Raw genomic sequence first — 3,492 nt, forward strand, 5'->3', positions numbered from 1 at the left:
CATACTGGCAGGGCTTTCAATACTATTGAACACTCTTCAGTTGTTGTCAGAGTATTCGTCTGATGAGCTGAATGCGATTGCTCAGATCGCATTCAATTTATAAAAAATGTGTAGATACCTATGCCTTGTAACAGAGGACATTTGGCAAAAAATCTAAGACACAATGCGTTTGTACAGTTACTGCCGTTCAAAGAATTGATCCTAGCCAAAATAATAGAAATATCGTGAAAGCTATTTTGTAAAAACTAAGTACAAACGCGACATCCTTTGATATGCCTCAAGAATTTTATCCTTGGCAGACGGCTTATAATCGCAGGAAAAATAAGAAATTGTGCAAATCGTTTTTTAGATGTGTAATTCATAGACATCGTTGAATGTCTAAAGTTCAGTACTCATAATTTTCAAACACTCCCAATACCACGTTATAAAAAATCTGGCACGAGGCCAGATTTTAATACGATCAACTTAAATTTCAGTTCACCCTTAGAAAATACGGTTTTTATCTTTTTCAGCCTGAGGTAATGCATCTGCAACTTTTTGTGCAATCGCCATGTAGCTTTCAGCAGCATCATCACCTGCTATCACAGATGGTTTCCCTGCATCGGCATTTTCACGAATTTGTACATTCAGCGGTAAACGACCTAAGAGCGGAATGTCGTATTGGGCTGAAAGTTGGTCGCCACCACCTGTACCAAAGATTTGCTCTTCATGCCCACAGTTCGAACAGATGTGAGTCGACATATTTTCAACCACGCCCATCACGGGAATATGTACACGATTAAACAACTCAATGCCTTTGGTCGCATCCATTAATGCAACATTTTGTGGTGTCGTCACAATCACAGCACCTGTCACCGGTATACGCTGTGCAAGCGTCAACTGGATATCACCTGTGCCTGGTGGCATATCAATGACCAATACATCCAGATCAGGCCACAACGTTTGGTTAAAGAGCTGCATTAACGCCCCCGTCGCTTTCGGCCCACGCCAAGCCACAGGGGTATTGTGATCCCCAGTTAAGTGACCAATTGAAAGCACAGCCATACCATATGCTTCAATAGGAACAAATTGCTCAGCTTCAATCATCGGCGTGCGGCCTGCATTGCCGAGCATCGTTGGAATACTTGGACCATAGATGTCTGCATCTAATACCCCAACCTTTAAACCCAGCTGTTGTAATGCAAGCGCCAAATTCACAGTGGTAGTCGATTTACCCACACCACCTTTACCAGATGACACCAAAATGACATTTTTAATGCGTGGATGTTTCGGTACATCACGTTGCAGAGGTGCCGCTTTTTGAATTGGTGGATTGTTTGGATCTTCTTCAGCCTTGGCTTGAGTAGCAGATGCATCCACAACAGGTGGCAGATTACTCGTAGTAGACTTTTGCTCAGTTTGTTCATTAGCTTTAGGCTGTGTTGAACAGCTTTCACCTTCTACATGGTGATGACCGCAACCACCCGATGTATGTCCAGTCTTTTGCTGAATCACGTGCATATTTAATTCTGTGATGCCACATTTTTCCAATGCATCGGCCAAATCATCATGGATTTTTTGTAAGTCATCGGCTTCTGAAGGAAAGGTATTAATCGTGATCTGTAAGATCTGACCTTGCACATTCACCTGAGTAATACGGTCTTTTAAGGCATTATTCGAATTGGGAAGTACATAGTTTTGTAAAACCTGTTGGATTTCCTCCTCTTTCACCTCTTGGGAGGGTGAAAACACAGATTTTAGAGAAGAAAGCCACGACATTATGTTGTCTCCAAACAGGAACATCAAAAGATAATAGCGATAGTTTACCTGTTCATCTGCCACAGAGTAAGAGGGAGATGAATGACTTATCCCTATAAGCTTATAAAGTTGAGTAACTGATGTTACGCACCTAAAAGTAATTTCGCATTTTAAAAATGATTTTTAAGTCTATTCAACGGAGTCTTATATCTAGGGTTTGAATAAAGAGATTAGCCTTCGGCTGGAGGTACTTTTGTTTTGGCAAAAGTACCCAAAACCATTGTCATCCGCAAAACTCGTTCACTAGCGTCAAATTATTCAAAGTATCGCAAAACCATTTTTGATTAGAAGGAGTCCTGTCTCAAACACTTGCGGATGACCTTACCGCGTATCATTCTTTTATTTGAAGCAAACGGTGCGTCTGATGTTACTGCGTAACATCAGTGAGTAATTTAGTCAGCTTTCAAGCAAGTTTTCAAGCGTGTGCCACTTAAAATGCCCTTATAGTTGATCTATGCGGCTAAACCAAAGCCATTAAATTTTAAATTGATTACATATCAACCATACTTTTACAGCGTAATTTCAGTTTATATTTCAATCGTTTCAACAGAATAATTATAGTGATGGATGTGCAATCTAAAGGCACATTTTGTGCTTTTTAGTTTTTAAAATGGGGATGACGATGTATCCGAAGACTATCTATAAGAAGAATATTTATAAAACGACTTTATGTGCCTTGATGCTCCTGACTTCAGCAGCCTATGCAGAAATTGCGACTGAAGCCATTCAAACACCTGACCGACAAACTGTAGCGATTGTGGTGATAGCATCGATCTCATGCGCTCGCGTATGCAAGCTTCTCCGATGAAAATGGTGTCTTATCCGCTGCAAGAGAAAAATCTGCCTGCGAAACTAGCGGTAGATTACACCTATGAAATTGCCAATATGCGCTATGTGATTACCATAGTCGATGATCAAGTCAAAAATATTAAGACTGAAAATTTAGATGGATTAAAACAATGAATCCTAAAAAAGCCGCTCAAGATAGAGCGGCTTTTTTCATTAGACACAATTAAGCTTGATCATCTTTTTTAAACTTATTCAGTGTGTCAGTGGCTTTCTTTTTTAACTCGTCAAATTTCTCTGTCGCCTGCACTTTGAGTTCATCAAATTTTTCGACAGCCTCATGTTTAAGTTCGGAAGCTTTGACTTTGGCTTCATCAAATTTATGACTCGCTTCTGCTTTTAACTGCTCTAGACGGTCTTTGGTTTCAGCATGCTGTTCTGCATGTTCATGTTTGGCGTCATTTAAGGTTTTTTCACCCTCAAGCTTGAGTTCTTCAACTTTATGCTTTGTACCATCGAGTGCTTTTTCACCTTCAAGTTGAGCCTCTTTGGCTTTGAGCTTTAGATCATCACCCAACTCTGACGCTTTATCTTTCAATTGATCAATTTTATTTTCAGTTGTCATCGTTCTCGCCTCTTCTCTGTTATTGTCTAACAATAGTTATAACGCGATTTGAAGCAGATACTTGAAATAGACGCATTTAGAAACAAATCAACCACAGGAAAACGCCATGTGATTGCCTATTTTCACAATGGCTTGATGCAAATATGCATGGTCGATTTTAGGGTCTGTTGACATTTGTTGATTAAAAAAATAGCGAGATAGTAAAATTAAATCGCCAAACCCAATTTTACACTCGCTATGCCTCGAACAATGCTAAATGATCAACACTGGTCCAAGTTACTTGC

At 39.8% G+C, this 3,492-nt stretch carries 3 protein-coding genes; 1 reads left to right on the forward strand and 2 read right to left on the reverse strand.

Features of this window, described 5'->3' with window-relative positions:
• Positions 1-483: 483 nt before the first annotated feature.
• On the reverse strand, positions 484-1,758 hold the full coding sequence (gene apbC, locus FTT94_RS16250) for an iron-sulfur cluster carrier protein ApbC (RefSeq protein WP_180171119.1): 1,275 nt from the start codon (positions 1,756-1,758) through the stop codon (positions 484-486).
• 816 nt (positions 1,759-2,574) lie between these two features.
• Here apbC and FTT94_RS16255 point away from each other — a divergent pair.
• Entirely contained in the window at positions 2,575-2,760 is a 186-nt protein-coding gene (locus tag FTT94_RS16255) for a hypothetical protein (protein WP_180171120.1), read from the forward strand.
• A 49-nt stretch (positions 2,761-2,809) separates the two neighbouring features.
• Here FTT94_RS16255 and FTT94_RS16260 read toward each other — a convergent pair whose 3' ends face one another.
• A complete protein-coding gene (locus FTT94_RS16260; protein WP_180007518.1) occupies positions 2,810-3,208 on the reverse strand; it encodes a hypothetical protein in 399 nt (132 codons plus the stop codon).
• Positions 3,209-3,492: the final 284 nt, after the last annotated feature.

Origin of the sequence: Acinetobacter sp. YH12027 (assembly GCF_013420085.1) — a bacterium.
In the GTDB taxonomy this organism is placed as follows: Bacteria; Pseudomonadota; Gammaproteobacteria; order Pseudomonadales; family Moraxellaceae; genus Acinetobacter; species Acinetobacter amyesii.

Coding starts and splice junctions, on each gene's coding strand:
- apbC (WP_180171119.1), bottom strand. CDS start 1,758: ATGTCGTGGCTTTCTTCTCTAAAATCTGTGTTTTCACCCTCCCAAGAG.
- FTT94_RS16255 (WP_180171120.1), top strand. CDS start 2,575: ATGCGCTCGCGTATGCAAGCTTCTCCGATGAAAATGGTGTCTTATCCG.
- FTT94_RS16260 (WP_180007518.1), bottom strand. CDS start 3,208: ATGACAACTGAAAATAAAATTGATCAATTGAAAGATAAAGCGTCAGAG.